Genomic DNA, 26,767 nt, shown 5'->3' on the forward strand with positions numbered 1-26,767 from the left:
TGCCGCTTCGACCCGCGCCCGGTCCATGCAATGTGGACCGGGCGCTGTTCGATTACGGAGCAATTGGTCCACAGTGAGCGGAGCCCGAGCCCGTTTTTCTCTGTAATCGCTTTCCCTACAGTTGCCTCCAGACATTTACTGGAGGTCACCATGAATCACCCCACCCTGCTGTCCAACATCCAGATAGGCCCGCACGCCCTCGCCCACCGCGTCGTCATGGCGCCCCTGACCCGCATGCGCTCGGAACCCGGCGACAAACCTGGCGCCCTGATGGCCGAGTACTACGCCCAACGCGCCAGCCACGGCGGCCTGATCGTTTCCGAAGCTACGGTGGTCTCGCCGACCGGCAACGGCTACCTCGGCTCACCCGGCCTGTACAACGATGCGCAGATCCCAGGCTGGAAAGCCGTTACCGAAGCGGTGCACGCCAAGGGCGGACGGATTTTCCTGCAACTGTTCCATGCCGGTCGCCAGTCCCACAGCGACATGCAACCCGACGGCGCGCAACCTGTAGCGCCTTCGGCAATGGAGTACAACGGCGTCGCCTACACCGCCAACGGCTGGGTACCGAGTACGCCGCACCGCGCGCTCGAAACAGCGGAAGTCGAAGCGCTGGTCGAGGACTTTCGACGCGCCGCGCAGCGCGGTCTGGAGGCCGGATTTGATGGTGTTGAAATCCACGCCGCCAACGGTTACCTGATCGACCAGTTCCTGCAGGACGGCAGCAACCAGCGTACCGATGCCTACGGCGGCAGCATCGCCAAGCGTGCGCGATTTCTGCTGGATATCACCCGAGCGGCGATTGAGGTCTGGGGCAACGATCGGGTGGCGGTGCGCCTGGGGCCAAGCGGCAGTTTCGGCGATATGAAGGACAGCGATCCCGAGGCGCTGTTTGTGTATGTCGCGCAACAGCTGGCGCCACTGAACCTGGCCTATCTGCACCTGATCGAGCCCCGCGTGATAGGTAACTCGATCGACGAAAGCAAAGATCAGAACCCGGTGGCAGCACAGTTGATCCGTCAGCATTACAAGGGCCTGATCATCGCCGCCGGCGGCTTCACCGCCGAATCCGCCGAGCGGATCCTGCAAGCGGGCGACGCTGACCTCGTGGCCTTCGGTCGCGACTTCATCGCCAACCCGGATTTGCCGGAGCGGATTCGTCATGGGCAGCCGTTGAATGCCTATGATCGGGACACGTTCTACGGTGGCAGTGAGGTGGGGTTTACGGATTATCCGTTCTATCAGCAAAGCGCCTGATTGTTCGCGCCATTCAATACCGTCATCGCGAGCAGGCTCGCTCCCACACTGGATCTGCGCCGGGCACAAATTGCGTGTTCACAGCAGCTCCCCTGTAGGAGCAAAGCTTGCTCGCGATGGCGGTTTTACATTCAACATTAGAGTTGTTTGACGCACCGCCATCGCGAGCAAGCTTTGCTCCTACAGGATTTCATATATCCCCCATCCTTTGCATTTCCCCCTCCCCGCTCTACGCTGCCTTAACCCCCTCCCCACACCGAGCACACCAGCCATGATGGACAGCCTCAGCGGTATCACGGCCTTCATTCAGGTGGCCGAAACCCGCAGCTTCACCGAAGCCGGCCGCCTGCTGGAAATCTCCGCTTCTGCCGTGGGCAAGAGCGTGGCGCGCATGGAGGAACGGCTGGGGGTGCGGCTGTTCCATCGCAGTACCCGCAGCGTCACCCTGACCACCGAAGGCGAGTTGTTCCTGGACCGCTGCAAACGCATCCTCAGCGAAGTGGAAGCGGCGCAGATGGAACTGCTGGAACTGTCCGCCAACCCTCGCGGCAAGGTGCGCATCAGCGTGCCGATCCAGAACGTGCTGATCATGCCGGTGCTGGCCGGGTTCATGCGCGCCTACCCGGACGTCGAACTGGACGTGGACATGTCCGACCGCATGGTGGACGTGATCGAGGAAGGTTTCGACGCGGTGATCCGCACCGGCGCACCGCAGGATTCACGGCTGATGGCGCGCAAGCTGGGGGGTTATCAATTGCAGTTGGTGGCGTCGCCTGCCTACCTGCAACAGCACGGCGAACCCAGGCACCCGGATGACTTGATCAACCACGTGTGCCTGCTGCACAAGTTCCCGGCCACGGGGATGATCGAGCGCTGGCCGCTGCGAGTCGGCGAGACGCACATCGAGCCGAATCTGTCGAAGGCGCTGACCTGCACCACGATGGATCCGCTGACGTACCTGGCGATGGACGGGGTAGGAATTGCCTGCCTGCCGGATTTTTCAATCCGCCAGCCACTGGCCGATGGCAGGCTGAAGGTGGTGCTGGACGATTACACCGATCACACCGGAAACCTGTGGATGCTCTGGCCTGCGTCGAAGCAGACCGCACCGAGGCTGCGGGTGTTGATCGACTACTTCAAGGACAACATTCTCAAGGTCTGACTCAACGTTGCAGGGCTTCGCCGATCGGCGCCTTGTCGATACCGAAACTCAGCATCGTTACCAGCCCCAACAAGCCGACCCCGGCGCCCAGCCACATCGCCGAAGGTACGCCCAGGTGATCGACCATCAGGCCGCCAAACAACGAACCCGAGGCAATCGCCAACTGGAACATGGTGACCAGCATCGCCGAGCTGGCTTCCGGCAATTGCGGCGAGGTCAGTTGCATCCAGGTGCTCACGCCCAGAGGAATCGCCCCATAAGCCGCGCCCCATGCCAACACCGCCAGTGCCACACCGAAGCCTTGCAAGTGCGGCAAGGTCAGTTGCGCGATGACCATCATCAACACCACGGCCCCCAATGACAGTCGAAGATGCCTTGCGACACCGCCGGCCATGGCGAAGTTGGCCAACATGCCAACCATCCCGAAGCCCAGCAGAATGGAGGTGATTGCAGAGGTCGAGAACCCCGCTTCACGCCCCAGAAACGGCGCGATGTAGGTGTAAGCCGAGAAGTGCGCCGCCACCACCAGCGCCAGCAGCAACATGCTGCGTCGGGCAGTTTTACGCCCCAGAAAATCCAGCAGTGCACGCACTGGCAAACCCTCGCGCGACGGCAGTGAAGGCAGGCTCAGACCCTGTGCAATCAGTGCCAGCAATGCCAGGGCCGCGGTCACCGCGAACGACACCCGCCAGGAAAACACATCACCCAGCCACGTGCCGAAGGGCACGCCAAACACGGTGGCGAGGGTAATGCCGGCGAAGATCAGCGCCGTGGCTTTTGCTGCATTCGATTCACTGACCAGTCGCCCGGCCACCGCAATCGCCACCGCCCAGAAGCCGCCCAGCGCCACGCCCAGCAGCGCCCGCCCCAGCAACATGATTGCCAGCGACGGCGCGAGCGCCGCCACCAGATTGGCAATCACCTGCAACAGCGTCAGCACCAGCAGCAGTTGGCGCCGGTTCATGCGCCCGGCGCCCACCATGATCGCCGGTGCCGCCACCGCCGCCACCATGCCCGGCACGGTGACCATCAACCCCGCCTGCCCATCGCTGATATTTAACGCTTGGGCAATGGGTGGCAGCACGCCCACCGGCAAGTATTCAGTGGTGACAAAGGCAAAGGCACCGAGGGCAACGCTGAATACGGACAGCCATTCGCGCCAGGAGGATGGATTGGCCGGCGCGAGCGAGGCGCCAGCCGGTAATGCATGTGTATCGTTCATAGCAAAGCTCCACAGGAATGAGTGGAGCCATGCTAGGCAGGCGGGCTTCGGGGAAAAACGGGGTGCGGATCCGCTCTGTGTGGAGCGATGGGTCCGCAATCACGTGTCCTTGAAACCTGACGCACTTGATCTACCGTTTTGTGACGTGCCCATTGCTGGTGCCTGCATGTCGGTGATGGTCAGTCCCTGAAGCTGCAACTGCCGAGTTTCCAAGGAGCCATGATGGCCACCTCTGCGCGCAAGCCTGCATCCACTGCCGCCAGCAAAACCAGAGCCACAAAAAAAACCGCCGCTACCGTCACCGACAGCCTGAATCGCCGGCGCCCGGTCTGTCCGGATCAACTGGATTTGCGTGACCGGCTCTACCAGCCGCCCGTGGGTTTGCAGCCGGCGAAAATGCTGATGCCGACGCTCTGGATGAGCATCAAGAACCAGCTGCAAACCAATGCCTGCACGGGCTTTGCGCTATCGACCGTGATCGAATACCTGCTCAGCAAAGGCAAACGGGAAAACAAGCCCGCCATCTCGCCGTACATGCTGTACAGCATGGCGCGTCGCTACGACGAAATCCCCGAAGCACCGAATGCCGATCCCAAGCTGGCCGACAGTGGCTCTTCCCTGCGCGGCGCGCTCAAGGGCTGGTACAAACAGGGTGCGTGCGCCGCCGACCTGTGGCCGAACCTGGACATGCCGCCGGCCACCAACCTGCCCGATACCGACTGGTGGATCGACTCGGTGCAACGCCCGCTCGGGGCCTATTACCGGGTGGACCCGCTGTCGATCAGCGACATGCACGTGGCCCTCAATGACCTGGGCGTGCTCTATGCCAGCGCCGCCTGCCACGCCGGCTGGACCGTCGCCGCCAGCGAGGCCGCGCAACTGGCCACACCACCGGGTGCCTGGGACGATTACTGGCGCATTCCCTGCCAGAAGGCCGGGCTCGACGACGGTGGCCATGCCTTTGTGATCGTCGGCTACAACGAGGATGGTTTCCTCATCCAGAATTCCTGGGGCACCGGCTGGGGCAGCGCCGGCTATGCGATCCTCACCTACTCGGACTGGCAGTACAACGCCATGGACTGCTGGGCGCCGCAACTGGGGGTGATCACCGCCGAACACACGGCGATCTCCGAAGCCACGACCCTGCGCGAAAATCCTGCTGGCGATGTGGTGGTCGCGTCCTCGGACGTGCTGGCCAATCGGGAAATCAATCCGTTCATCATCGACCTGGGCAACAACGGCGAATTGAGCCAGACCGGTGACTTTCGTACGCGCCGCGAAGACGTGGAGGATCTGGTCGGCTTCCATCTCGGGGAAGCGCGCAAACGCTGGAACCTGTCCGCCTCTGACGCCATCGACATTGCCATCTATGCCCACGGTGGGCTCAACGACGAGAAAGCGGCTGCCGCCACGGCGAAAGAGTGGATTCCCCTGCTCTACGACGCGAAGATTTTCCCGATTTTCCTCATGTGGGAAACCGGGGCCATGACCACGGTGCTCAATCTCATCGTCGACGCCTACCGGCAAGTGCCCCGCAGCACGGGTGGGGTGTTCTCGGAGCTTGGCGATGCCGTCAAACAGTTCTACGACAAGCGCCTGGAGCGTGCGCTGGCAGGACCTGGAACATTGTTGTGGGGCGAGATGAAACAGAACGCCGACGCCCTGAGCGGCAATTCGCAAAGCGGTTTGCAGATTCTGCACAAGGCGTTTCTCGAGTCCGGCAACATCGGCAAATTCCGCCTGCACCTCATCGGCCATTCGGCAGGCGCCATCGTTCACAGTTTTATCATCGACCGGCTCGCCAAAGACGGCCTGCGCTTTGCGTCGCTGAACCTGATGGCGCCAGCAGTACGGGTCGACACCTTCGAGCGCCTGGTGCTGCCGCACCTGATCAGCAAGGCCGTGGACAACTGCCTGCAGTTTTCCCTGACCGATGAGGCGGAAAACAAGGACCCGACGTGCCGGCCCTACCTGCGCTCATTGCTCTATCTGGTTTCGGAGTCATTTGAAGCGGGCGTGCGCACACCGATCCTGGGCATGGACAAGTACGTCAGGGCCTCGTCGGTGTTCAATCTGGCCAACTTCACCTACGTCACCACGCCCTCGGCCGATTCGATCAACTCGACCCACGGCGGGTTCGACAACGATGTGCCGACGCAAAAACGGATCGTCGCGCAGGTGCTCAAAAGCAAAGCCAATGTCATTGGCCTGTCCGGCGTTGGCGGGGGCAGCAATTGGGCGGGCAAGGCAGCCCCGGCGGCCAAGGCGCCGCGCGGCAAGGCCGCTGCCGCCAAACCGAAAAAAGCGCCGGCAGCGAGGGCGAAGAAATGATCAGCGCTGCGGCGCAACCATTCGAAAGCGGATATTGATCTCATTGGAAACGAGGGTGTCGGCCCACTCGCCCTCGCCGATCTTGAAATCATTGCGCTTGAGCGTCAGCTCGCCATCGAAAATGCCGATGGCGTTTTCCGCCTTCAACAACACCGGCACCGTCACTTCCCGCGTGAGTCCCCGCAGAGTGAGGTTGCCGGTGATCTGGTAACGGTTGTTGCCCAGGTTCTTGAAGCGGCTCGACTCAAAGGTCGCCACCGGGTAGCTGGCGGTGTCGAACCAGGCGGGCTTTTGCAGTTCGGTATTGGCGTCTTCGCTGCCGGCATCGATGCTGCTCAGTTCGATGGTCAATTTGGCGTGGGCCGCCTCGGGTTGGGCGGTGTCGAAATCCAGATCCCCTGCAAACTTGCCAAAGGTGCCGTACACCCTCGACCCCATCTGGTTATAAGTGAAACTGATGGTGCTGGCCGTGGCATTGACGTCGCTGTATTCCACCGCGTAAGCGCCGGGCAAGGCATTGAATGCAACCACGGCGATCAATGCCGTGAAACGCTGGAATCTGGGGCTCATGGAACACTCCGGGCCGGGCGCCCTGATGGGTTGAAGTGCCAAACACACGCAGCCGATGACAGGAGGACTAAAGCAAAGAACGGCTGTTTATGCCAGTTGAGCCTGGCCTTCACCGCTGGCTGGCACTCGCCTCGTGCTGCCACGCCCGTTGCAACAGATCGATGACCTCCCGGTCCGAGGTCTGGGAAAAATCCACGTACCAGTGCCCGATCGAGGTGAACCAGTCCGGGTACAGCGGACACACCAGCTCATCCACTTCCCTGCGCAGCGCCTCGGCCGTTTCAACCGGCGCCACCGGCACCGCCACCACGATGCGCGACGGTGCCTGCACCCGCACCGCCTGGATCGCCGCCTTCATCGAGGCACCGGTGGCCAGGCCATCGTCGATCAGGATCACCACCTGATCCTTGAGCTCTAAGGGTGCACGTGAGCCGCGATACACCTGCTCGCGCCGCAACAGCTCCTGGCTTTCCCGGGCGACCACCGTGTCGAATTCAGCCTTGGATATCGGATGAAACCGTAGCGCCTCTTCATTGCGAATCAGCACCCCACCACTGGCAATCGCGCCCATGGCGTACTCGGGGCGGGACGGCACACCGAGCTTGCGCACCAGCATCAGGTCCAGACAAAGGCCCAGCGCCATGGCCACTTCATAAGCCACCGGCACCCCGCCACGGGGCAAGGCCAGGAGAATCACGTCGGATCGATGCGCGTAATTCTGCAAAAGCTCCACCAGACGCCGGCCGGCCTCCGGGCGATCCTGCAGGATGGAATGGGATAAAGGGCTCATGGAAAACCTCTCCAGGCGGTTACGCCTGACGGTTCAGAATTCCCCGATAGATTGTCACCGTTCCCTGTAGGAGCAAAGCTTGCTCGCGATGGCGGTGTGCCAAACAACCTCAATGTCGACTGACAATTCGCCATCGCGAGCAAGCTTTGCTCCTACAGAACACCAGCAGCGCAGGACAAGGCACCGCCCCCCTACACCAACCGCTCAATCTTCTGATGCTTCCAAACCAGTTTGTAATACAAGGTTTGCAACGCCAGCATCCCCAGATACGCCACCGGAAACGCCATCCACACCCCTTGCAGGCCGAACCGCGCATCCAGCAGATAAGCCACCGGCAACTGCACGCCCACCACGCAAACAATCGAAATCCCCACCGGCACCATTACCGTGCCGCTGGCGCGCATGATGCCGCCGATGATCGCCTGGAAGCCGAACACCAAAAGGCTCCAGAGCATGATGTGCAGCAGGTGATCGGCCATGCTGAGCGTCGCTTCCTCGGTGAGGAACGAACCCAACAGCCAGTGCGACAGCAAATACCCCAACACCACCAGGCCACCGGTCAGGCACACATTGATCATCAACCCCGTACGCAGAATCGCGCCGATACGTTCGATGCGCCCTGCCCCGATCGCCTGCGCGCCGAGGATCGACGCGGTGATGGCAATCGACAGCGCCGGGAACTGCACATAATTGACTATTTGCGTGACCGCGCCGTAGGCCGCCGTCGCCTGGGAACCGTGCTGGTTCACCAGCGCCAGAATCACCAATTCCGAGAGCGACAACACCACCATCTGCAAGCCGGTGGGCAGACCGATGCGTAGCACTTTGCCGAGAATCGCCCAGTCCAGCTTCATCGCCGCGAAAAACTCCCGATCCGGCGCCATCGGATGCCCCTTGCGAATCAGCCGCCACGCCAGCCAACCCATCGCCGCCAGGTTGCCCGCCAGCCCGGCGAACGCCGCACTCTGGATCCCCAGCGGGGGAATGCCCAACCAGCCGCGAATCAATGCTGGCGTCAGCGCCAGGCCGATCGCGGTCGACACCAGCAACGCCAGCAACGGCGACAGCGTGTCACTGACCCCGCGCAGCAATTGCGTGAACAACACGAACACCAACAGCGACGGCATGAACCACAACATCACATGGGCATACGCCACCGCATCGTCCAGCACGTCCCCGGGCGTGCCCAGGCCCATCAACGAAGACCGCGCAAACACACTGCCCACCACCGCCGCCACCAGCCCGATCAACACGCCCAACAACAGGGTCGCCCCGGCAATCGCCTTCACCAGATGCGTCTCCCGCGCCCCCCACGCCTGCCCGATCAACACCCCAGCGCCAGCACCGAGGCCGATGACCAGGGCGATGAAAAAGAAAACGATCGGGAACATCCCCGACACCGCCGCCAACGCCTGGGTGCCGAGCATCTGGCCGATGTAGATGCTGTTGACCGTGCCGGACATGGATTGCAGGAAGTTGGACAGGACCATGGGCGCGAGGAACAGCAGGTAGGTTTTCCAGAGAGGGCGTTGGGGTTGGGCGGGGTTTTGCATGGGATAGAGGTCCATCTCGACGGCTGGGGTGCAGATGGAGGATAGCTTCGGCCAGTTGGGGTCGGGGGGCAATGAGCATTTATGGGGCGTGTTTAAAATTCTAGTGAAGTCATGTGAAAGGTCCGGGATTTGATCAGCCCGGTCCTACATGTTGCGGGACGGATGTGACTCGATGGATGTGATTGGGCGGCCATTGCCGGCGCAGGTGGCAGGGTAAATGAAAACGGGCGCCTAGACGCCCGTTTATTCATTCAACTGAAACAGAGTCAGGATCCGTAATTACGCATCCCCATGAACATTTTTATACCACTGGATATAGTCGTCACTGGAAATGGGGGTTTGAATATTCGCTTGTTCTACAGCAAAAGCCTCAATGAGATTGTTGATACGATCTGCATGCTGACGAATAAACTCCAAACGGCGAGCTTCTATCATTTGGGCTTCAGCACTGCCCAGCACACCATGACTGATCAGACTTCGCAGAGCACGGAACAGGCTATCAAGCAGGTACCCCTCGGCAACCAGCATGGTGTCTTCATCTTCCTGCCGTTCGAGAAGACAGGTGGCTACGTTGATCACTGCCCACACCTGGCTTAATGCAATAACATCATCGGTGTATTTATCTCCAACATTGAGCTGAATGCGCCGTCCGCTCGAAGTTGAAAGTGTATTCAGCTTAAGAATCAGACAATCCATCCAGCTTTGGAGAACGCCCACCAGATCCTGTAAAAGAGGGGTGGATTGTTGCGGCACGAGTTTATCTTGCAATAACAGAGCACCTGCTTTCAGAGATAGAACCAGATTATCTCCCTCCGCCGTAATAGCGCCAAAGTTTGAAATAACATAAGTAACTATTTTATTGTCCGAAAATAAACCCTGAGCCCCGCAACGCTCCCGGCAGGCGACCAACACTTCCTGAGTTCGCCAGGTGCAAAGCGCCTTGGCGACAATCAATTCCGCGAGGAGCCTGTCGGAAAATATAAAATTCTCCCTTTCACTCTCAAATGCCCGGGATACTTTACACCCCAACATTCTTAGATAAAGCGAGTGCGCAACGGTACTCAGCGTATCCCACGCCAAACCTTCTTTTATATGCTGATAGTTCAAAACCGGCATCAATCCCGCATACCCATGGACTTTCCGTTGCTGCGCATAGCGATAGGTAATATGCAGAGCGGACTTGGCAGCGGCAACCGAACTCACCGCCATGCACAATTTCCCGGAGTGGATTTTGCTGGTCACCAATGCAAAGCGGTCTCTGAACTTCGGCATTTTAACGGTCACTTGCCCGTCCCTGGACAGGGTTAACATATCCCCCGCAAGCAGCGCCTCATACGGGAGCTCAACCTGATTGAACGAAGTAATAGCGTTATCCAGATAAAGCCCCGGCTTTTCACCCAACGGGGTGATGGTGACGCCTTTGGTCATGGTGCCGTGACTGGATAAAGGCACCACGAACGGAAAAATGCCATAGCGCTTTCCTGCAACTGACAAGTTGGCCAGCACTACCGCGATCTTGGGTCGTTCACAGGGTGAGCTGTTGGGCATGAACTTCCATGCCCGCTCCGTCTCGGAATTGAGTAAAAACAGGCGTTTCTCGGGTAAGTACGTTGCGTGAGTCTCCAGTGCGACCAAGTTGTTACCATGGGCCAACTCTGTTGCCAGATAGACGCCGATCGCTCTGCCAGACGTCAGTTGCCGATACAGATTCTCTACGTATGGGTTTAGCGGGGCCAGATTACTAATAGTCCCAATTGCCAGATTGAAATGGATCGACAACATGGATACGACCGCCCCGTCGTGAACGGCGACCAGTTCATGCAGCAGAGCCAAATTCTCGAAAGAACCGATATCAATGTTGTAATCATTGACCGCATCCAGCAGGGCCACGAATTTTCTTATCGTTGACGACACATCCGTACAATCTCCTTGCAGGACTTCGGCCAATTGCGCGGAAAGTTGCCTATTCCCTATCTGCAACAGAGATTCCAAGCTCTCGAACTTAGCTGTTTTATATCGACTCATGGCTAATGAATATCTCGGAAAGTTCAGCATAATCGCTGGGTGCATGACTGGTGACAAAGAGTAAGACGATGGGGTGCTCGCGTGACAATGGCAAAGACACGGGCACTCCTATCGTTTGGGAAATTTCTGCAACCCAAACTGGTAATTTCCTACATAACAATCTGATTTATCATCTGGACTAGCCCGTCGAGCCGTCAGGAAATTCCACGTCGCACATTGGAAAACGAAAAAAAGGGGGCGGATTCTGAGAATTCCGCCCCCTTCTTACATCCGCTCTGTTTATGCCTCATTTCGAGGCATTGCGAGGATCATCCTGTTTATCGACATACTCGATTCCCAGCGGCCCGGTCCCATATACCTGCGAGATGTACTCACCTGATCTGGCCCAATGAAAATGCGGGGTATTGGCCGGAAGGATCACAACGCTGCCCGGGCCGTAGGCAACTAGTTTGTCCGGATCGAAAACAGTGCCAAAGCCGATGTAGAAAACACCGGACATGACGGTGTAGATGCGGTTTTCGGGGTGGATGTGGGGCATCAGCTTGATGCCGTTGGGGACTTTGACGCGGACCACGTAAGGGGCTGGTTTGCCGGGGTCGCCGGCGATGACGGCCAGTTTTACTTCTACGGGGAAGGCGGGAAAGCTGCGCCATTCCACGTCTTCGTTGTGTATAGAGCCTGTTTTGTCCAGGGGCAGTGGTTCTGCCTGGGCCAGAGGGATGATTGCGCTTGCGACGATAAATGCTGCCAGACCTGCTGTTTTAATCATGCTTTTGATCATGAAAGATCCCCTGCTCCGTCACTCATACAAAACCGATTAGTCCACTGTATTAGTGATCGGCAAAGATGATAACGATGCGGTGACGCACAACTGTTGATACGCAATGTAATCAACGGCCGGACCGCAATTCCCCCTGTAGGAGCGAGCATGCTCGCGATGGACTCAAGGACGCCGCGTTTATCCAGATATCCCGCGTTATCGTTGACGACCATCGCGAGCAGGCTCGCTCCTACAGGGGGCATCATCAAAGCCACGAGCGGTAGTCCGCCCGCCATATCAATGCCGTCGATGTTCGCAATCACCTCAATCAAGTTCTGTTAAAAACCCTGCGGCGTAACAATGGCTCCACACCAACCAGAACACCCCCGGAGCACACGATCATGAAACGCCAAACCATCCTCAGCATCGTTTTCTCGGTTTTCGCAGTGAACGCTTTCGCCGCCACTTCCGCTCAACCTGTTGTCGCTGAAGGCGGCTCGGATCGTTTGATCGAAAGCCGTGTGGCAGAAGGTGGTTCCGACCGCCTGCAACAGAATCGTGTTGCCGAAGGTGGTTCGGATCGCCTGCTGGAAAAACGTAACGCAGTCGCTGCCGATGGTTCGGATCGTTTGAAAGGTAATGAAGTCGCCGCTGATGGCTCTGATCGCCTGAAAGGTAACGAAGTTGCTGCCGATGGCTCTGATCGCTTGAAAGGTAACGAAGTCGCCGCTGACGGCTCCGACCGCCTGCATGGCAACACTGTCGCCGCCGATGGCTCTGACCGTCTGCACGGCAACACTGTCGCCGCCGATGGCTCTGACCGTCTGCACGGCAACACTGTCGCCGCCGATGGCTCCGACCGCCTGCACGGCAACACTGTCGCCTAAGACATTCGCTTCACCGCAACACCCGCAAAAAGCCCGGCCTGATCAGCCGGGCTTTTTCGTGCCTGATTTCAACTCAATCTAAGGAACGAACACTCCTGTCATCACGCGCAAAACGCATCGCATACTCCTTTGGACTGACCCCCAGCCGCCGGACGAACGCTTTGCGCAGCACATCAACACTGTTGTAACCGCATCGACGCGCGATCTCCTCCATCGAGCGCCCTCCCATCTCGAACGCCCTGCACGCCGCCTCAAGCCGCACGTCCTCGACATACTTCGCCGGTGTGGTTTTCAGGTCTCGCGCAAACTGCCGAATCAAGGTCCTGACGCTGGTCGACATGCGGTCGGCGAGAATTTCGACGGTCAGTTCCGTGTGCAGGTGTTCGCTGATCCACACGCACAACTTATCCAGGCTCGAACCGCTCGCACGCTGGGATTGCAGGGTCACGCTGAACTGCGCCTGGCCACCCGGACGACGCAGGAACAGGACCAGATTCTTTGCGATGTCCATTGCCATTTCATCGCCAAGATCCTCACCGACCAGCGCCAGTGCCAGATCGATGCCGGCCGAGATGCCCGCCGAGGTGTAGATATGGCCGTCCTTGATCCAGATCGGGTTGGCGTCGACCTCGACCATGGGAAAACGCTCGGCCAATTCCCGCGCCATCCCCCAATGGGTCGTCGCCCGACGCCCGTCCAGCAGACCGGCGCCGGCCAGGGCAAACGCGGCAACGCAGATCGAACACACGCGACGCATGTTCGCCGAGCGCTCGCGTATCCAGACCATCGCCTCGCGATCCGGGTTGCTCGCCGAGTCCCAGCCGCTGGCGACTATCAGGGTATCGATGGGCTTGTCGTCCAGGCGCTCCTGCGCAAGGGTTTTGTGGGCGATCAAGCCAATGCCGGTCGCGCTTTGCAGTTGAAGATCGGCAGTAGAAGACACCAGTTCCAGCCGGTAAGGCGCGACCTCGCCGCCATACAGGCGATTGGCAACGGTAAAGACCTCCGCCGGGCCGATGACGTCGAGGGCATCCACGGGGTTCAAGCCCAGGATCACCACGCGTTTCTGCGCCTGACTGCCGCGCTGCCCACGGTTGCTCGAAGGTTTTTTCATGGATTGAACCTCGTGTGAATGCCCTGACAGGCGAATCACTCTGGCACAAATAAACTGAAAATAGTCATTTTGGACATTGGCGATAACTTTAGATTGGAGGCCAGTCAACTTCACTTGGTAAGCCCACATGAATACCCCAGTCACTATCGGCGGCATCATCGCCCCGGACTCCGAACTCACCCGCAAGGCGGCATCGCTCGTTGATCGGGTCCACTCCAGGGCGCTCAGCAATCACGTGCATCGCACATGGTGGTTCGCCGACTTTCTCGGTCAGCGACGTGGTTTCAAATACGACCGCGAAACGGTCTATCTCGCCGCACTGCTGCATGATCTGGGGCTCACCGACGAGTTCTGCGCCGACCAGCGTTTTGAAGTCGATGGCGCTGATGCGGCCAGCCGTTTCCTGCTCTCGAACGGCTACCCGCAGGAGAAGGCAGAGCTGGTCTGGGATGCCATCGCGCTGCACTCCAGTGCCGGTATCGCCGATCGCAAGCAGCCGGAAATCGCCCTGATCTACATGGGCGCCCACGTCGATGTCATGGGCCTGTTCATGGAAGAAATCACGCCCTCGCTGATCGACGACACCCTCGCGCTGTATCCCCGCATCGGCATGAAGGCCGCGTTTGCCCAGGCGGTGGCCGAAGTCGCCAGGAAGAAACCGCATACCGCCATCGGCACCGGGCTGGCGGATGTCGGACGTCGCCACATCCATGGGTTCGATTGCCCGAACGTGTGTGACCTGATCGACAACGCACCGTTCGATAGTTAAGGGGGATTCTTCGAGAAAAACGGGATGTCATGTACGGCATGAATCCCTGTAGGAGCGAGCCTGCTCGCGATGGACGTCAACGATAACGCGGGCAGCCTGACACCCCACTGCGCCCTCAGGTTCATCGCGAGCATGCTCGCTCCTACAAGGGGCTTCATCAAGCTCACGAGCGGTAGTCCGGTCGCCCTATCAATGCCGTCGATGTTCGCAATCACGTCAATCAAGTTCTGTTGAAAACCCTGCGGCGTAACAATGGCTCCACACCAACCAGAACACCCCCGGAGCACACGATCATGAAACGCCAAACCATCCTCAGCATCGTTTTCTCGGTTTTCGCAGTGAACGCTTTCGCCGCCACTTCCGCTCAACCTGTTGTCGCTGAAGGCGGCTCGAATCGCCTGATCGAAAGCCGCGTGGCAGAAGGCGGTTCCGATCGCCTGCAACAGAATCGTGTTGCCGAAGGTGGTTCGGATCGCCTGCTGGAAAAACGTAACGCAGTCGCTGCCGATGGTTCGGATCGTTTGAAAGGTAATGAAGTCGCCGCCGATGGCTCCGATCGCCTGAAAGGCAACGAAGTCGCCGCCGATGGCTCCGACCGCCTGCACGGCAACACCGTCGCCTGAGACATTCGCTTCACAGCAACACCCACAAAAAGCCCGGTCTGATCAGCCGGGCTTTTTCGTGCTCGCCGTTTCACTCACAGACCATGAGCGGCCTCTATTGCGCTGGAGGATTGCCCCGGTGTTGAATGCCACTGTTTGGCCATCAATTATCGTTCGAATCCACAAGGAAGTTACCCATGCCGGGCATCAGTAACGTTGCAACCGCCTTTAGCGAATTCATGCAGTCCTGGGAGGTGGAACGCAACTATCTACCCTCTTCAATCGGTGCACTGGCCAACGGCTTCGAAGGATGGCTGAAGTTCGAGTTTTACTTCTGGCTGATCCGCGCCCGTCACCTTCGCGGCCCTCACGATGGCTGGATGGGCGATGTCGGCGTCGAGTACAAGGTCGCGCTCGATCAGCGCTGGACCGACATGGATATCGAAAAGAAACAATGCGACATGTGGGTCCGCGACCACGACGAAAAGCGCTTTCACTTCATCGAACTCAAGGCACCTTTCGCCAATAACAACCAGGGCAAGATGTTCGAGAGCGCGGCCAAGGATTATTGGTACATGACCCGCCTGAAAGCACAGGCGGAGAAGGTCGCGACAGGCAGTGTGATTATTCTGGGTGTGAACTTTGAGGAGGAGGAGCGCTGGGAGCGGCACCTGCGACAGGTCGAGGAGTATGCGGGCTACGTCGAGCATTCATCCAGCGCGTCCGGTGTGGTGCCTGGGGTAGACGGTTTGAGGTGGGCGGTGCTGACCATGCATTACCCGCAGGTGGGTGGGTTTGTGCCGCCGACAACCGAGGCACAAATGCTGTGATCGCCAGGCCGCTGCGTTAATCCTGGCAGTGTGCGTCATCGTTGACGCCCATCGCGAGCAGGCTCGCTCCCACAGGGGCGATAGTCTGCTCACCCTATCAATGCCGTCGATGTTCGCCATCACATCAATCAAGTTCTATTGAAAACCCTGCGGCGTAACAATGGCTCCACACCAACCAAAACACCCCCGGAGCACACGATCATGAAACGCCAAACCATCCTCAGCATCGTTTTCTCGGTTTTCGCAGTGAACGCTTTCGCCGCCACTTCCGCTCAACCCGTGGTCGCTGAAGGCGGCTCGGATCGTCTGATCGAAAGCCGTGTAGCGGAAGGTGGCTCTGACCGCCTGCAACAGAATCGTGTGGCTGAAGGTGGTTCGGATCGCCTGCTGGAAAAACGTAACGCAGTCGCTGCCGATGGTTCGGATCGTTTGAAAGGTAACGAAGTTGCCGCTGATGGCTCTGATCGCCTGAAAGGTAACGAAGTTGCTGCCGACGGTTCTGATCGCCTGAAAGGCAACGAAGTTGCTGCCGATGGCTCTGATCATCTGAAAGGCAACGAAGTCGCTGCCGATGGCTCCGACCGCCTGCACGGCAGCACCGTCGCTTAAGACATTCGCTTCACAGCAACACCCGCAAAAAGCCCGGCCTGATCAGCCGGGCTTTTTCGTGGATGCTGTAGTGAAAGCGGCATCAGCTCCATTGGCCAGTTACGTTGTTCCGCAACGCCCTCCAGACAAAGAGACAAGTCACTCTCAATCCAACAAATAAACACGCCACCTCTTCTCAACCGAGGGTGAGTGAACGGTTTGCAGATTTCCCGTAGCGGTTGAACCGGTTGTGAAGCTTGAAGGCATTTTATGATCGAAAAAAATCCGGCTGTGGTGACAGCTCTTTCTTGCACTCTGTAGTGATCAGCATTGACTGTCTGATGTGCAACACCTGCATTGTCCAAATTGAATAGATGTTCAAGTGCAAATATCTCAACTTCATCGAGCTTCACTCATCTCCCTCACAACAATGATTGAGTTCCTGGCCTTCGCCATATCGCCAAAAGCCCCTGACTCAGGGTTACAGGGGCTCTTCACATCTGTCAGTCATGGATTTGAATCCCGGACACAACAGTCACGTTTTAATACTGCTGAACAGAAGACAAATTAAGCCTGTACGGTTAATTACCACACACTTCGAACTTGAAATACTTTTCCTGCAGGCGTTTGCAGGTGCCATTGGCGTTAACGGCGGCAATCGCCGAATTGAACTGTTCCAGCATCGCTTTGTCGCCTTTGCGCACAGCGATTCCGTTGCCTTCGCCAAAGTATTTCGGGTCATCATAGTCAGGACCGACCACGGTATAACCCTTACCCGCTTCGGTATTGAGGAAGGCTTCATAGACATTGACGATATCGGCCAGCCCCGCATCCAGTCGACCCGCTACCAGGTCCAGAAAGAGTTGCCCCTGTGACCCGTAACGCACGACTTCTACTCCATTGGGTGCAAAGACGTCCGAAGCGAAGCGATCGTTTGTCGTTCCCTGTTGGACTCCGACTTTTTTGCCTTTAAGGTCGACCAACGGATTATTGATGACAATTCCCGACTTCATGACCAGTTTGGCGGGCATGCTCCGATAATACTGATGGGTAAAGTCAACGGACTTCAGGCGCTCCGAGGTAATCAACATGGAAGAGAGAATGGCATCAATCTTCCTGACTTTCAGTGATGGAATAAGTCCATCAAACTCCTGATCCACCCAGACACACTTGACTTTCATTTCCGCGCAAAGGGCATTGCCCATGTCATAATCGAAACCGGCGGTACCTCCATCGATTGTTTTGTATGAAAATGGCGGATAACTCGGCTCTATTCCGATGCGCACGGTTTTTGGCTCTTCGGCTGATGCCAGCGTCGATATCAAGGCGAGCGCAAAGAGCCCGATCAACTTGATCATACTCATTATTTATATTCCTGTTTTTATTGGGTTTAGTGAAAGTATAAATATACAAACGCTTGAACTTTAAAATCACGGCTTCACTTGTATTGGTTATAAGCCCCTCCAGTTCCCCATGAAGAGCCCAAAACATTAAGAATCATTCTGCCGGCTGTAATGCAGGTCACGGCGTTACTGGCATCGAAGCTGGGCGCAACCTCTACAACATCCATGCCCACCACCTTGCAACGGCGCGACACGGCCCGAAGCAACGGTGCAATCTGGTCGAAGCGCAAACCACCGGGCGACGGCGCAAGAACGCCGGGCATGCCGGAAGGATCCAGCCCGTCGGCGTCGACGGTGATATAGACGGCCGCCCCTTTGGGGATCGTGTCGAGCACCGGCTCTATCCCGGCGCTGTGTATCTGTTGCGCGGTGAAAATCCGCGACCCGTATTCCTCTGCCGCGGCAAACTCCTCACGTCTGGCGCTGCCCGTTCCTCGCATTCCGATCTGCGTCATACCCGAAATCCAGGGCTTTTCGCTGGCCCAACGCAAAGGGCTGCTGTACCCGCGACGAACGCCACCCACCTCGGCCCGCCAGTCCAGGTGGGCATCGATATGCAGGATGTGCACGGGGGCTTGCAGGACCGCCAGGGCGTCCAGTGCCGGGATCGTGACCCCATGATCCCCGCCCAGGATGAACACCTGTGCGCCATCGCCCCAGAGGCTGGCCAGCAATTCGGTCACCAATGAAGCGTGTTCGTCATAGCTACCCTTCGTCCAGGGCATGTTGCCGTAGTCGACGCAGTGGGGTGGCAGCACACTTGCGAGTTCAGCGCCAAGGTCAAAATCCCAATGTTCCTTGCCATCGCAGAATTGACCCGATTGCCAGCGAATGGCGTCCGGTGCGCGCGCCTGGTCATTGGGGTACGTGTTGCCCGGGTAGGGTTCACTGTGCGGAAGCCCCAGCAGCGCCACTTGCGTAGTCTGGGCCCGTGGATTTGTCGCGACAGGCCAGTCCAGAAAAGGACGAACCGGGGCATGGGTGGTTTGCATGGTCATTACTCGGATACTCCTGTTGAAGCCGTGGCGTGTTGTCCAGGCACATTGAGTAGACGTAATGCCACGAGTATCCTCAAGCTAAATAAATTAGCCTGTCTTTAAAAAAACTAAACCAGAGGCACCATGCTCGACACTCGTGATTTGATGACATTTCTCGCCGTAATCGAGGAAGAAAGCTTTGAAGCGGCGGCTCGAGTCCTACATGTCACGCCTGGCGCCGTGTCTCATCGGATCAAGCAACTGGAAGAGAGTGTTGGAACGCTGCTGGTGAAGCGACTGCTGCCGACTCAGGTGACCTGCGCCGGCGAAGTCGTCTTGCGTCTGGCGCAGCAGGTTCGAATGCTGCAGATGGATACTCGACAGGAATTGAGTGAGGCCAACAATACGGTCAATGTCCGTCTCACCATTGCCTTGAACGATGACTCACTCTCAACCTGGTTTCTTGCGACCATCTTTCCCGTGATCAAGGCACATGACGTGTCGCTGGATCTGCGGATGGGCGATCACGAACACACCAATCAGTTGCTACGCGACGGCACCGCTATCGCTGCCATCACCACCGATCCCAAGCCGGTCAGGGGCTGCGTCATCAAGGCGATCGGGGCCATGCGCTACAAGGCTGTAGCGACCCGCCAGTTTCAGGAAGAATATTTTCCCCACGGGCTTACACAACAGGCTCTGGAACGGGCTCCGACCATTCTTTTCGATCGCCAGGACACCATGACGGATCGCTTCTGCCAACAGCTGTTTGGTCAGGCACTCCAAATGCCCGTTCATTACATCCCCAGCTCACGAAACCTGATCGAGGCTGCAATCATGGGCCTGGGCTGGTGCATGGCACCTCAAAAGCTGGTCCGTGAAGAGTGCGAAAGTGGCCGACTGGTAGAACTTGCGCCTGACCAAAACCTGGACATCAAGTTGTTCTGGCAAGCATTCAAGCTCAACACCCACTTACTGAAAGAACTCACCAGGCACATCATGATTTCAATCGATGATTGAAACCCGAATTTTCATTCAGGTGGTGGCTGCGAGCCATTCGATTAACTCAAGGACTTCAGGTCGACTCCTGTTGCTCTCACTACAAACGCAATAGTAATTGTGCAACGCCGGGACGCTGAGGGAAAAAGGCTGGACCAGCCGCCCTTCGTCAAGGTCTCTGGCCGATACCACTTCATCGCTGAGAGCAACGCCAAAGCCATCCTTCGCGGCTTCGAGGACCATTCCAAAGTCTTCGAAATGGACGTCGCTGTATTCTCTGTCCTGACAGCCCGCTTCGGTCAGCCAGCGTCGCCATTGCCTGCCATCGTCTTCATGTAGCAAGCGATGATGGGTAAGGTCGGAGAAATGACGAAGAGCCCGGTCTCCACGCAGTAGTTGAGGACTGCAGACCGGCGTCATACGAATACCGTGAAGAAGGCGCCACCAATAACCTGAATCCGGAGGCGTTCCATAAGCAACGGCAACATCCGCCCTGCGCCAGTCAATCATTCCAAAGCCGGCTTCAGTGATTACCGTGAGCTTGATGTGGACATTCTCCTCCATGAACTTGAACAGGCGCGTCGCAAGCCAACTCAGTCCATAAGCGCCCGGAATGGACAGCACCAGTTGTTTCACTTCATCGGGTTTGATAGTCGCGTTTCGCAGCACTGACACCGCCCCGCCAATCTCTTTGATCGCGCTGGCTACATGCTTCTGCAAGACTCTTCCGCTGGTGGTCAGCACCAATTGCCGGCCCTGTTTTACCAACAGTTCCACCCCGAGGCTGGCCTGCAGTATTTTCAATTGCTGGCTCACGGCGCCGGAAGTGACATGCAGTTCATCCGCCGCTGCACTGATATTGCCTAGCCGCGCAACGCATTCGAAAACCTTGAAACTGTGGAGGGGCGGTAAGCTCATCGAGAATGGCCTGACTTAATCGGTAATGATTGTCCGGCAGGTAATAACTTATCCCGCAGACCCCGTCAATGTGATATCTGCCAGGTATCCAACACTCCTCAAAAAACACCAAAGCACGCACTGTTTAGATTTTCTAAATATAAAGACTTTAGTATTTATCGATTGTTTGTCGAAAACTTATTCGCTTGACTGAGCCCTCCATCAATCGGAAGTTTTACCCATGAAAATCAACAATAAAAAAATAGTGCTCGCTCTTACACTGGTTTCGGTTTTTGCTTTCAACGCCAACGCGGAAAACGCCCCAAAGGAAAATTCTGGTTTCGTCGTACATAAACTAAGCGATAGCCTGTATGCCATTGGCGAACCCACTTATTACCAAGCGAACTATTCCTACCTGATTGTCGGAGATGACAAAGCCTTGATGCTGGATGCCGGTGCCAATCAAAAGGAAGATATCACCAAAGTCATCAAGACCATTACAAATAAACCCGTATCCGTTCTGCCATCGCACTTGCACTTTGACCATATTGGCGGCCTGCATAACTTCGACAGCATTTACTTGCTCGACACTGAATTCACTCGAAAATTCAAGCAAAAAGACGGGCTCTACCATGTACCCGAGTCAGTTTATCTGGGTAACTTCGATAAATTTGTGCTGGAACCCTTCAAGGTGTCGCGATTAGTCAAACCCAATGACGTCATCGACCTCGGCGGCGTCAAACTGAAACTGCTCGGCGTACCTGGTCATACTCAGGATGAAGTAGCCCTTTATGATGAAAAGAACAATGTGCTTTTGTCAGGCGACCATCTTTACCCGTCATCGCTTTTCGTCGGCAACATGAACGACTATGTCGATTCTGTTTCAGCAACGCTGAACATCATTAACAAAAACACCGCCATCTATGGCGCTCATGCCGGCCTGGACCCCAACCAGGTTCCCAAGATGACGTATGAGCAGATCGAACTCATTCGCGACAAGCTGAAAGCCGCACAGAATAAAGCCACCATGCCTGATCCTTTTCCAGGCTCAGACCTTGTCAAGAGCACACATCTTTATAACGTCGATAAAGAAGTCAGCATCCTTTCGGATATTGAATTCAAAGATGGCAGAAAATACGGATACTAATTGCCAAACGGAAGAATCCGGTATTCAAACGTGTGCGCGATGACCGCCCACGAAAAAGCCCGGCCTGATCAGCCGGGCTTTTTTCGTGTCGGTAAACCGGACAATCACCGGCTCAGGACATGCTCCAACACCACTTCCAGCGGGTGACGCAGTTGCACGTCAGCCTGACGCTTGACCTGGCTGCGGCACGAATAACCGGTTGCCAGCGCCTCGCCCTCCTTGTCCAGCTTGCCCGCCCAGGACTGCTCGAAAATAGCCCGTGACGTGTCCTGGTTGCGTGCTTCATGGCCGTAAGTGCCGGACATGCCGCAGCAGCCGGTCGCCTCGGTCACCAGCTTGAGGCCGATCCGGGCGAACAGTCTTTCCCATTGCGCCGTCGCAGCCGGAGCGTTGGTTTTTTCGGTGCAGTGAGCCAGCAGGCGGAATGTTCCTGCTGCCGCAGATTGCTTCTCGGGCAAGGCATCCATCAGCCATTCCTGAGGCAACAGGACTTTCGGGCAGTCCTCGATGCCCGGCACTTTCTGGTATTCCTGGCGATAGACCAGGGTCATCGCCGGGTCGAGCCCCACCAGCGGCACGCCGCAATCGGCCAGGGCCTTGAGCTGGCTGGCGTTGCGGATCGCGGCCTTTTCGAAGGCGCCGAGGAAGCCCTGCACGTGCAGCGGTTTGCCGTTGGCGCTGTAGGGTGCCAGGAACACCCGATAGCCCAGTTGATGCGCGAGCTGAATGAAGTTGGCCAGCAGCGGCGTTTCGAAGTATCGGGTGAAGGCGTCCTGCACCAGCACCACGCTGCGCTCACGCTGGGCAGCGCTGAGTTCGCGCAAGGCCGGTACGCTGGCCACGGCGACCTTGCAGCCATTCAAGGTGGTTTGCAGGTTGTGGCGGTGGATCAACGGGCTGTCGAGCATGCCCACCTGTTGTTCCAGCAGGCGAGTCACCCATTTCGAGCCGATCACCGCGTTGTACAGGCCCGGCGCGCGCGCCAGGTACGGAATGGTGAATTCCAGCGAGCCGATCAGGTAGTCGCGCAGCGGGCGCTGATAGCGACCGTGATACAGCTCGAGAAAACGCGAGCGGAACTCGGGCACATTGACCTTGACCGGGCATTGCCCCGCGCAGGACTTGCACGCCAGGCAGCCGGCCATCGCGTCGTAGACCTCATGGGAGAAGTCGGCTTCGCCCTTCGAACGCGACAGGTTATTGCGCAAGCGGGCAGGCAGCCCGCTCAGCCAGGACAGCTTGCCCCGCGCCACCTGCAACACATCGATGTCCGCCGCCCCTTGCAAGCGCAGCCATTCACGAATCAGCGACGCCCGGCCCTTGGGCGAATGCTGGCGTTCACGGGTGGCTTTCCACGACGGGCACATCGCATCGTCGGGGTCGTAGTTGTAGCAGGCGCCGTTGCCGTTACAGTGCATGGCGGTACCGAAACTTTGCCAGACGCGCTCGTCGATTTGCCGATCGAGATCGCCACGCATTGTCACTTCATTGACCTTGAGCAGACCTTCGCCAGCATCCGGCGGCGTGCAGATCTTGCCGGGGTTGAGCTGGTTGTGCGGATCGAAGGCGCCCTTGAGCGATTGCAGCGCCGGATACAGTTCGCCGAAGAAATCCGGCACGTATTCCGAGCGCAGGCCCTTGCCGTGCTCGCCCCACAGCAGCCCGCCGTAGCGTCGGGTCAATTCGGCCACCGCATCGGAAATCGGCTTGACCAGTGCGGCCTGGGCCGGGTCTTTCATGTCCAGTGCCGGGCGTACGTGCAACACACCGGCATCGACGTGGCCAAACATGCCGTAGGTCAGGCCATAACCATCGAGCAAGGCGCGGAACTCGGCGATGTAATCGGCCAGACGCTCAGGCGGAACCGCCGTGTCCTCGACGAAAGGCTGCGGACGAATTTCGCCCTCGACGTTGCCCAGAAGCCCCACCGAGCGCTTGCGCATACCGTAGACGCGGCCCACGGCAGCGGCGCCTTCAGCGAGGGTGTGGCCCAGGCGTTCAATGGTGGTGTCTGCCCGCAGATGCTCCACGAATGCCGCCACGCGAGCGTTGACTTCTTCCACGTCGTCGCCGCAGAACTCCACCAGGTTGATGCCCAGGGTCGGACGTTCGGCATCGCTTGGGAAATACTCGGCGACGCTGTGCCAGACGATGTCTTTCATCGCCAGCATGAGCACCCTGGAATCCACGGTTTCAATCGACAGCGGCTTTTGCGCCAGCAACGCATTGGCGTCGTGCAGCGCGTCCATGAAGCTGCCGTAGCGCACGTTCACCAGCACCGAGTATTTGGGAATCGGCAGCACGTTGAGCTTGGCTTCGACGATGTAGCCCAACGAACCTTCGGCCCCGCACAGCACGCTATTGAGGTTGAAACGCCCCTGTTCGTCGCGCAGGTGCGCCAGGTCGTAGCCGGTCAGGCAGCGGTTGAGTTTGGGGAACACCGATTCGATCAGCTCGGCCTGGGTTTCCTGGATCTGTTGCGCGACCCGGTACACCTCGCCGCTGCGACCGGGTTGCGCGCACGCCGCCTGCAACTCGGTGTCGGACAGAGGCCGGGTATGCAGGCGCTCACCGCCGAGCAGCACGCTATCCAGCTCCAGCACATGGTCACGGGTCTTGCCGTAGGTGCAACTGCCCTGGCCACTGGCGTCGGTGTTGATCATGCCGCCGACGGTGGCACGGTTGGAGGTCGACAGCTCCGGGGCGAAGAACAGCCCGTGGGGCTTGAGCGCGGCGTTGAGCTGGTCCTTGACCACACCCGCCTGCACTCGCACCCAGCGTTCGGCGACGTTGATTTCCAGGATGCGGTTCATGTGCCGCGACAGGTCGACCACGATGCCATCGGTCAGTGACTGACCGTTGGTGCCGGTTCCACCACCGCGCGGGGTCAGCTTGATCTGGCGAAAACGCGGTTCGGCCATCAGCGTCGCAACGCGCGCGATGTCATCCGCGTCCAGAGGGAACACCGCCGCTTGCGGCAGGCGCTGATAGATCGAGTTGTCCGTCGCCAGCACCGTGCGGGTGGCGTAGTCGGCGCTGATCTGGCCCTGAAAACCGCAGGTAGCAAGGGCTTGCAGGAATTCCGGGTAGTTGGCTGCAGGTGCGACGGCAGGCAACCGGGCGATCATCGAAGTCTGCTGGGTAGTTGAACTCATCATGGAAAAATCAAAACTCTTGTCGCCAGAACATTAATGGGTCAGTCTCGAATTGTCGGCTCTGCCAATGATCCCGTGGGTCCTGGCGCCAGACAAACGGATATTCTTGCCGCTATCGATGACTTTTACGAATGAATTACCGCCACCTTACGCCTTCGATGTCGTTACTGCTGGCCTTTGAAGCCGCCGCCCGCCATGAAAGCTACACCCGTGCCGCCACGGAGCTGTCCCTGACCCAGAGCGCCGTGAGCCGGCAGGTCCAGGCGCTGGAGCAGCAACTGGGCCTGAGCCTGTTTCGCCGCGAAGGCCGACAAGTGCAACTGACCGATGTCGGCCGCCTGTATCAGCGCGAACTGAGCGAAGCCCTGGGGCGCATCCGCAGCGCCACGTTGCAGGCCATGGCCTATCAGTCGGGCCGTGGCACCCTGCGACTGGCCACCCTGCCCACCTTCGGCTCGAAATGGTTGTTGCCGCGCCTGCATGACTTCTACAAGACTCACCCCGGCATGCTGGTGCACATCAATTCGCGGATCGATGCCATCGACTTCGAAACCAGCGGCATCGATGCCGCCATCGTCGTTGGCGCCAACGATCTGCCGGGGCTGATCAGCCATCGCCTGCACACCGAAGAACTGATGGTGGTCATCTCCCCTGAAGCCGCCGCGCTTCATGAGGACTGGACGCCCACGCGCATTGGCGGCCAGACGCTGCTCAACGTCGCGAGCAATGCCAATGTCTGGGGCGAATGGTTCAGTCATCACGGCCTGCCCCATCGCATGATGCGCCTGGGGCCGAGCTTCGAGCTCACCTCGCATTTGATCCAGGCCGTCAGGGCCGGCATTGGCATCGGCCTGGTGCCGCGCATTCTGGTGACCGAGGAACTGGCCGCTGGCGAGTTGATCAGCCTCGACCTGCCCTTCGCCAGTCAGCGCAGCTATTACCTGACCTACCCGCCGCGCAACGAAATGCTGCCCTCGCTGGTCGCGTTTCGTACCTGGTTGCTGGAACAGATCTGAACGACGTCACCGAATCGGCCAGCGCTGACTATGCTTGGCGCACGGGCAGCCCACGGCGAAGTGGTACCCTGCGCGCCGCTTTGTCACCCATCACATGGAAGCCGGCCTATGAAATCACCTCACTCGTTCACCCGCGCCTTTGCCCTCGCATCGCTCATGACAAGCGTCAGCCTGGCAGCCCATGCCGAAGAAATACCGCTGAACAGCGAAGCCTCGAATGAACACTTTCAGACGCAGGTGCTGGCTGTCGATTCAGCCAAGCACCAGGTCACCATCGAGGGCCTCGACAAGCGCCCGGTGCCCTTCCAGCTCACCGATCAGGCCAAGGCGCTGCACAACCTGAAAGTCGGCGACAAGGTCGATATTCGCGTGACTCGTTCGATCGATTACGTGCTCGATACCGACGTCAATGGCAAGCCGGCGGTCAGCAATGACACCTGGGTGAACCGCGCTTCCCCCGACAACCTGCCCGGCGGTGAGATGTATCGCACCGTCAAGGTGACGTTGAAGGTCACTGGCGTCGATGTGACGAACCATCAAGTGGCCCTGCTGCATCCGGATGGAAGTGAGCAGGTCGTCACCGTGGTGGACCCCAAGGTTCAGGCAAAACTGAAAGACTTCCGGGCGGGGCAGACGGTCGATGCCATTCATACGGAAGTGCTGAAGGTCGAGACGTCGCGCTAGGCGGCATGAACGACCTCAATCCCCTGTAG

23 protein-coding genes and 1 pseudogene are annotated in these 26,767 nt (G+C 58.3%); 12 read left to right on the plus strand and 12 right to left on the minus strand.

Annotation, left to right across the window (positions count from 1 at the left end):
• Positions 1 to 150 precede the first annotated feature (150 nt).
• Positions 151 to 1,257 carry an alkene reductase gene (locus DKY63_RS08080; protein ID WP_110963631.1) on the plus strand — a complete coding sequence of 369 codons (1,107 nt, stop codon included), beginning with the start codon at positions 151 to 153 and terminating at the stop codon, positions 1,255 to 1,257.
• Between the two features lie 274 nt (positions 1,258 to 1,531).
• Positions 1,532 to 2,419 (plus strand): LysR family transcriptional regulator, encoded by an 888-nt coding sequence (locus DKY63_RS08085; RefSeq protein ID WP_110967879.1) that lies wholly within the window; start codon positions 1,532 to 1,534, stop codon positions 2,417 to 2,419.
• 1 nt (position 2,420) lies between these two features.
• Here the strand turns inward: DKY63_RS08085 and DKY63_RS08090 are convergent, their stop codons facing one another.
• The gene (locus DKY63_RS08090; RefSeq protein ID WP_110963632.1) at positions 2,421 to 3,641 is read right to left on the minus strand and encodes an MFS transporter; all 1,221 of its coding nucleotides are present in this window, start codon (positions 3,639 to 3,641) and stop codon (positions 2,421 to 2,423) included.
• Between the two features lie 222 nt (positions 3,642 to 3,863).
• Here DKY63_RS08090 and DKY63_RS08095 point away from each other — a divergent pair, with 222 nt between their 5' ends.
• Positions 3,864 to 5,972 carry a C1 family peptidase gene (locus tag DKY63_RS08095; RefSeq protein ID WP_110963633.1) on the plus strand — a complete coding sequence of 703 codons (2,109 nt, stop codon included), beginning with the start codon at positions 3,864 to 3,866 and terminating at the stop codon, positions 5,970 to 5,972.
• On the opposite strand, the gene DKY63_RS08100 is transcribed toward DKY63_RS08095, so the two are convergent.
• The 5 genes from DKY63_RS08100 to DKY63_RS08120 all read right to left on the minus strand — a co-directional run bounded on the left by DKY63_RS08100 (position 5,973) and on the right by DKY63_RS08120 (position 11,691).
• Complete coding sequence (locus DKY63_RS08100; protein ID WP_110963634.1) at positions 5,973 to 6,542, minus strand: YceI family protein; 570 nt, start codon at positions 6,540 to 6,542, stop codon at positions 5,973 to 5,975. It abuts the gene before it with no gap.
• A 109-nt stretch (positions 6,543 to 6,651) separates the two neighbouring features.
• Complete coding sequence (locus DKY63_RS08105; protein WP_110963635.1) at positions 6,652 to 7,332, minus strand: phosphoribosyltransferase; 681 nt, start codon at positions 7,330 to 7,332, stop codon at positions 6,652 to 6,654.
• Positions 7,333 to 7,523: 191 nt separating this feature from the next.
• Positions 7,524 to 8,885, minus strand: coding sequence for an MATE family efflux transporter (locus DKY63_RS08110; RefSeq protein WP_110963636.1), 1,362 nt, complete (start codon positions 8,883 to 8,885; stop codon positions 7,524 to 7,526).
• Positions 8,886 to 9,164: 279 nt separating this feature from the next.
• Positions 9,165 to 10,775 (minus strand): hypothetical protein, encoded by a 1,611-nt coding sequence (locus DKY63_RS08115; protein WP_204354312.1) that lies wholly within the window; start codon positions 10,773 to 10,775, stop codon positions 9,165 to 9,167.
• Between the two features lie 421 nt (positions 10,776 to 11,196).
• Positions 11,197 to 11,691 carry a cupin domain-containing protein gene (locus tag DKY63_RS08120; protein ID WP_110963637.1) on the minus strand — a complete coding sequence of 165 codons (495 nt, stop codon included), beginning with the start codon at positions 11,689 to 11,691 and terminating at the stop codon, positions 11,197 to 11,199.
• Between the two features lie 380 nt (positions 11,692 to 12,071).
• Here DKY63_RS08120 and DKY63_RS08130 point away from each other — a divergent pair, with 380 nt between their 5' ends.
• The gene (locus tag DKY63_RS08130) at positions 12,072 to 12,557 is read left to right on the plus strand and encodes a hypothetical protein (protein ID WP_110963639.1); all 486 of its coding nucleotides are present in this window, start codon (positions 12,072 to 12,074) and stop codon (positions 12,555 to 12,557) included.
• 73 nt (positions 12,558 to 12,630) lie between these two features.
• Here the strand turns inward: DKY63_RS08130 and DKY63_RS08135 are convergent, their stop codons facing one another.
• A complete protein-coding gene (locus DKY63_RS08135) occupies positions 12,631 to 13,671 on the minus strand; it encodes a GlxA family transcriptional regulator (RefSeq protein WP_110963640.1) in 1,041 nt (346 codons plus the stop codon).
• A gap of 127 nt (positions 13,672 to 13,798) precedes the next feature.
• Between DKY63_RS08135 and DKY63_RS08140 the strand changes: the two genes are divergently transcribed.
• The 4 genes and pseudogenes from DKY63_RS08140 to DKY63_RS08155 all read left to right on the plus strand — a co-directional run bounded on the left by DKY63_RS08140 (position 13,799) and on the right by DKY63_RS08155 (position 16,481).
• Positions 13,799 to 14,440, plus strand: a complete 642-nt coding sequence (locus DKY63_RS08140; RefSeq protein WP_110963641.1) for an HD domain-containing protein — start codon at positions 13,799 to 13,801, stop codon at positions 14,438 to 14,440.
• A 293-nt stretch (positions 14,441 to 14,733) separates the two neighbouring features.
• A pseudogene (locus DKY63_RS08145) lies at positions 14,734 to 15,060 on the plus strand (hypothetical protein); the annotation flags it as partial.
• A 179-nt stretch (positions 15,061 to 15,239) separates the two neighbouring features.
• On the plus strand, positions 15,240 to 15,872 hold the full coding sequence (locus tag DKY63_RS08150) for a hypothetical protein (RefSeq protein WP_110963643.1): 633 nt from the start codon (positions 15,240 to 15,242) through the stop codon (positions 15,870 to 15,872).
• Between the two features lie 201 nt (positions 15,873 to 16,073).
• Positions 16,074 to 16,481 (plus strand): hypothetical protein, encoded by a 408-nt coding sequence (locus DKY63_RS08155; protein WP_110963644.1) that lies wholly within the window; start codon positions 16,074 to 16,076, stop codon positions 16,479 to 16,481.
• Here the strand turns inward: DKY63_RS08155 and DKY63_RS32145 are convergent.
• The 3 genes from DKY63_RS32145 to DKY63_RS08165 all read right to left on the minus strand — a co-directional run bounded on the left by DKY63_RS32145 (position 16,478) and on the right by DKY63_RS08165 (position 18,861).
• Complete coding sequence (locus DKY63_RS32145; protein ID WP_162634885.1) at positions 16,478 to 16,873, minus strand: hypothetical protein; 396 nt, start codon at positions 16,871 to 16,873, stop codon at positions 16,478 to 16,480. The genes DKY63_RS08155 and DKY63_RS32145 overlap by 4 nt on opposite strands.
• A 168-nt stretch (positions 16,874 to 17,041) precedes the next feature.
• A complete protein-coding gene (locus DKY63_RS08160) occupies positions 17,042 to 17,824 on the minus strand; it encodes an ABC transporter substrate-binding protein (protein ID WP_110963645.1) in 783 nt (260 codons plus the stop codon).
• A 74-nt stretch (positions 17,825 to 17,898) separates the two neighbouring features.
• Positions 17,899 to 18,861, minus strand: coding sequence for an arginase family protein (locus tag DKY63_RS08165; RefSeq protein WP_110963646.1), 963 nt, complete (start codon positions 18,859 to 18,861; stop codon positions 17,899 to 17,901).
• Between the two features lie 123 nt (positions 18,862 to 18,984).
• Here DKY63_RS08165 and DKY63_RS08170 point away from each other — a divergent pair, with 123 nt between their 5' ends.
• Positions 18,985 to 19,860, plus strand: a complete 876-nt coding sequence (locus DKY63_RS08170; protein ID WP_110963647.1) for a LysR family transcriptional regulator ArgP — start codon at positions 18,985 to 18,987, stop codon at positions 19,858 to 19,860.
• Between the two features lie 15 nt (positions 19,861 to 19,875).
• Here DKY63_RS08170 and DKY63_RS08175 read toward each other — a convergent pair whose 3' ends face one another.
• Complete coding sequence (locus DKY63_RS08175; protein WP_110963648.1) at positions 19,876 to 20,757, minus strand: LysR substrate-binding domain-containing protein; 882 nt, start codon at positions 20,755 to 20,757, stop codon at positions 19,876 to 19,878.
• Positions 20,758 to 20,977: 220 nt separating this feature from the next.
• On the opposite strand from DKY63_RS08175, the gene DKY63_RS08180 reads away from it, so the two are divergent.
• The gene (locus tag DKY63_RS08180) at positions 20,978 to 21,883 is read left to right on the plus strand and encodes an MBL fold metallo-hydrolase (RefSeq protein ID WP_110963649.1); all 906 of its coding nucleotides are present in this window, start codon (positions 20,978 to 20,980) and stop codon (positions 21,881 to 21,883) included.
• A gap of 104 nt (positions 21,884 to 21,987) precedes the next feature.
• Here the strand turns inward: DKY63_RS08180 and ydiJ are convergent, their stop codons facing one another.
• Positions 21,988 to 25,011, minus strand: coding sequence for a D-2-hydroxyglutarate dehydrogenase YdiJ (gene ydiJ, locus DKY63_RS08185; RefSeq protein WP_110963650.1), 3,024 nt, complete (start codon positions 25,009 to 25,011; stop codon positions 21,988 to 21,990).
• Positions 25,012 to 25,169: 158 nt separating this feature from the next.
• On the opposite strand from ydiJ, the gene DKY63_RS08190 reads away from it, so the two are divergent.
• Positions 25,170 to 26,054, plus strand: coding sequence for a LysR substrate-binding domain-containing protein (locus DKY63_RS08190; protein WP_110963651.1), 885 nt, complete (start codon positions 25,170 to 25,172; stop codon positions 26,052 to 26,054).
• Between the two features lie 108 nt (positions 26,055 to 26,162).
• The gene (locus DKY63_RS08195; protein WP_110963652.1) at positions 26,163 to 26,738 is read left to right on the plus strand and encodes a hypothetical protein; all 576 of its coding nucleotides are present in this window, start codon (positions 26,163 to 26,165) and stop codon (positions 26,736 to 26,738) included.
• Positions 26,739 to 26,767 lie beyond the last annotated feature (29 nt).

The organism is Pseudomonas putida (assembly GCF_003228315.1).
Lineage (GTDB): Bacteria > Pseudomonadota > Gammaproteobacteria > Pseudomonadales > Pseudomonadaceae > Aquipseudomonas > Aquipseudomonas putida_S.

Bases quoted from the DNA above. Each gene is read 5' to 3' on its own strand.
- DKY63_RS08190 (WP_110963651.1), top strand. From the start codon at position 25,170: ATGAATTACCGCCACCTTACGCCTTCGATGTCGTTACTGCTGGCCTTT.
- DKY63_RS08135 (WP_110963640.1), bottom strand. From the start codon at position 13,671: ATGAAAAAACCTTCGAGCAACCGTGGGCAGCGCGGCAGTCAGGCGCAG.
- DKY63_RS08085 (WP_110967879.1), top strand. From the start codon at position 1,532: ATGGACAGCCTCAGCGGTATCACGGCCTTCATTCAGGTGGCCGAAACC.
- DKY63_RS08175 (WP_110963648.1), bottom strand. From the start codon at position 20,757: ATGAGCTTACCGCCCCTCCACAGTTTCAAGGTTTTCGAATGCGTTGCG.
- DKY63_RS08080 (WP_110963631.1), top strand. From the start codon at position 151: ATGAATCACCCCACCCTGCTGTCCAACATCCAGATAGGCCCGCACGCC.
- DKY63_RS08095 (WP_110963633.1), top strand. From the start codon at position 3,864: ATGGCCACCTCTGCGCGCAAGCCTGCATCCACTGCCGCCAGCAAAACC.
- DKY63_RS08155 (WP_110963644.1), top strand. From the start codon at position 16,074: ATGAAACGCCAAACCATCCTCAGCATCGTTTTCTCGGTTTTCGCAGTG.
- DKY63_RS08120 (WP_110963637.1), bottom strand. From the start codon at position 11,691: ATGATCAAAAGCATGATTAAAACAGCAGGTCTGGCAGCATTTATCGTC.
- DKY63_RS08195 (WP_110963652.1), top strand. From the start codon at position 26,163: ATGAAATCACCTCACTCGTTCACCCGCGCCTTTGCCCTCGCATCGCTC.
- DKY63_RS08160 (WP_110963645.1), bottom strand. From the start codon at position 17,824: ATGAGTATGATCAAGTTGATCGGGCTCTTTGCGCTCGCCTTGATATCG.
- DKY63_RS08130 (WP_110963639.1), top strand. From the start codon at position 12,072: ATGAAACGCCAAACCATCCTCAGCATCGTTTTCTCGGTTTTCGCAGTG.
- DKY63_RS08105 (WP_110963635.1), bottom strand. From the start codon at position 7,332: ATGAGCCCTTTATCCCATTCCATCCTGCAGGATCGCCCGGAGGCCGGC.
- DKY63_RS08140 (WP_110963641.1), top strand. From the start codon at position 13,799: ATGAATACCCCAGTCACTATCGGCGGCATCATCGCCCCGGACTCCGAA.
- ydiJ (WP_110963650.1), bottom strand. From the start codon at position 25,011: ATGATCGCCCGGTTGCCTGCCGTCGCACCTGCAGCCAACTACCCGGAA.
- DKY63_RS08110 (WP_110963636.1), bottom strand. From the start codon at position 8,885: ATGCAAAACCCCGCCCAACCCCAACGCCCTCTCTGGAAAACCTACCTG.
- DKY63_RS08180 (WP_110963649.1), top strand. From the start codon at position 20,978: ATGAAAATCAACAATAAAAAAATAGTGCTCGCTCTTACACTGGTTTCG.
- DKY63_RS08100 (WP_110963634.1), bottom strand. From the start codon at position 6,542: ATGAGCCCCAGATTCCAGCGTTTCACGGCATTGATCGCCGTGGTTGCA.
- DKY63_RS08150 (WP_110963643.1), top strand. From the start codon at position 15,240: ATGCCGGGCATCAGTAACGTTGCAACCGCCTTTAGCGAATTCATGCAG.
- DKY63_RS08170 (WP_110963647.1), top strand. From the start codon at position 18,985: ATGCTCGACACTCGTGATTTGATGACATTTCTCGCCGTAATCGAGGAA.
- DKY63_RS08090 (WP_110963632.1), bottom strand. From the start codon at position 3,641: ATGAACGATACACATGCATTACCGGCTGGCGCCTCGCTCGCGCCGGCC.
- DKY63_RS08165 (WP_110963646.1), bottom strand. From the start codon at position 18,861: ATGACCATGCAAACCACCCATGCCCCGGTTCGTCCTTTTCTGGACTGG.